Annotated in this window: 1 protein-coding gene; it reads right to left on the bottom strand. The window is 70.3% G+C overall.

What is annotated here, in order from left to right:
* Nucleotides 1-1,370, bottom strand: a 1,370-nt coding sequence (locus ACVJ6E_RS21730; protein WP_491676531.1) for a beta strand repeat-containing protein, incomplete at both ends; no start/stop codon positions are given.

Below are 1,370 nucleotides of genomic sequence, written 5' to 3'. Positions count from 1 at the left end.
GCGAGGGTCAGGCCGTCGGGCAGGGCGCCTGCGGTCACCGCATAGGTGTAGGGCCCGGTGCCGCCGGAGGCCGTGAAGGTCTGGCTGTAGGCGGTACCCACTTCGCCATTGGCAAGGCTGCCGGCCGCCGGCGTGAGCGCAATGACCACCGGCGCGGCATCGACCTGGATCGAATAGGCAGCGTTGCCGGTGTCGCTGTTGGCGTCGGTCGCGGTGACGGTGAAGCTGGCCGTCTCCGCCGTGGTCGGCGTACCGGTGAGGGCGCCGTTCGAGGCGAGGGTCAGGCCGTCGGGCAGGGCGCCTGCGGTCACCGCATAGGTGTAGGGCCCGGTGCCGCCGGAGGCCGTGAAGGTCTGGCTGTAGGCGGTTCCGACCTCGCCATTGGCGAGGCTGCCGGCTGCCGGTGTGAGCGCAATGACCACCGGCGCCGCATCGACCTGGATGGAATAGGCCGCATTGCCGGTGTCGCTGTTGGCATCGGTCGCGGTGACGGTGAAGTTGGCCGTCTCCGCCGTGGTGGGCGTTCCGGTGAGAGCACCGTTCGAGGCGAGGGTCAGGCCGTCGGGCAGGGCGCCTGCGGTCACCGCATAGGTATAGGGGCTCGTGCCGCCGGAGGCGGTGAAGGTCTGGCTGTAGGCGGTTCCGACCTCGCCATTGGCGAGGCTTCCGGCCGCCGGGTTCAAGGTGATGGTGACAGGTGCGGCATCGACCTGGATGGAATAGGCGGCGTTGCCGGTGTCGCTGTTGGCGTCGGTCGCTGTGACGGTGAAGTTGGCGGTCTCCGCCGTGGTCGGGGTGCCGGTGAGAGCACCGTTCGAGGCGAGGGTGAGCCCGTCGGGCAGGGCGCCTGCGGTCACCGCATAGGTGTAGGGCCCGGTGCCGCCGGAGGCCGTGAAGGTCTGGCTGTAGGCGGTTCCGACCTCGCCATTGGCGAGGCTGCCGGCCGCCGGCGTGAGCGCAATGACCACCGGCGCGGCATCGACCTGGATGGAATAGGCGGCGTTGCCTGTGTCGCTGTTGGCGTCGGTCGCGGTGACGGTGAAGCTGGCTGTCTCCGCCGTGGTCGGGGTGCCGGTGAGGGCGCCGTTCGAGGCGAGGGTGAGCCCGTCGGGCAGGGCGCCTGCGGTGACCGCATAGGTGTAGGGCCCGGTGCCGCCGGAGGCGGAGAAGGTCTGGCTGTAGGCAGTTCCGACCTCGCCATTGGCGAGGCTTCCCGCCGCCGGCGTGAGCGCAATGACCACCGGCGCCGCATCGATCTGGATGGAGTAGGCGGCGTTGCCGGTGTCGCTGTTGGCGTCGGTCGCGGTGACGGTGAAGTTGGCCGTCTCCGCCGTGGTCGGCGTTCCGGTGAGAGCACCGTTCGAGGCGAG

This window comes from Stappia sp. G46H5W, assembly GCF_058448995.1.
The sequence above is the reverse complement of the archived record's forward strand: the minus strand, read 5'-3'. Positions and strand labels throughout refer to the sequence as shown.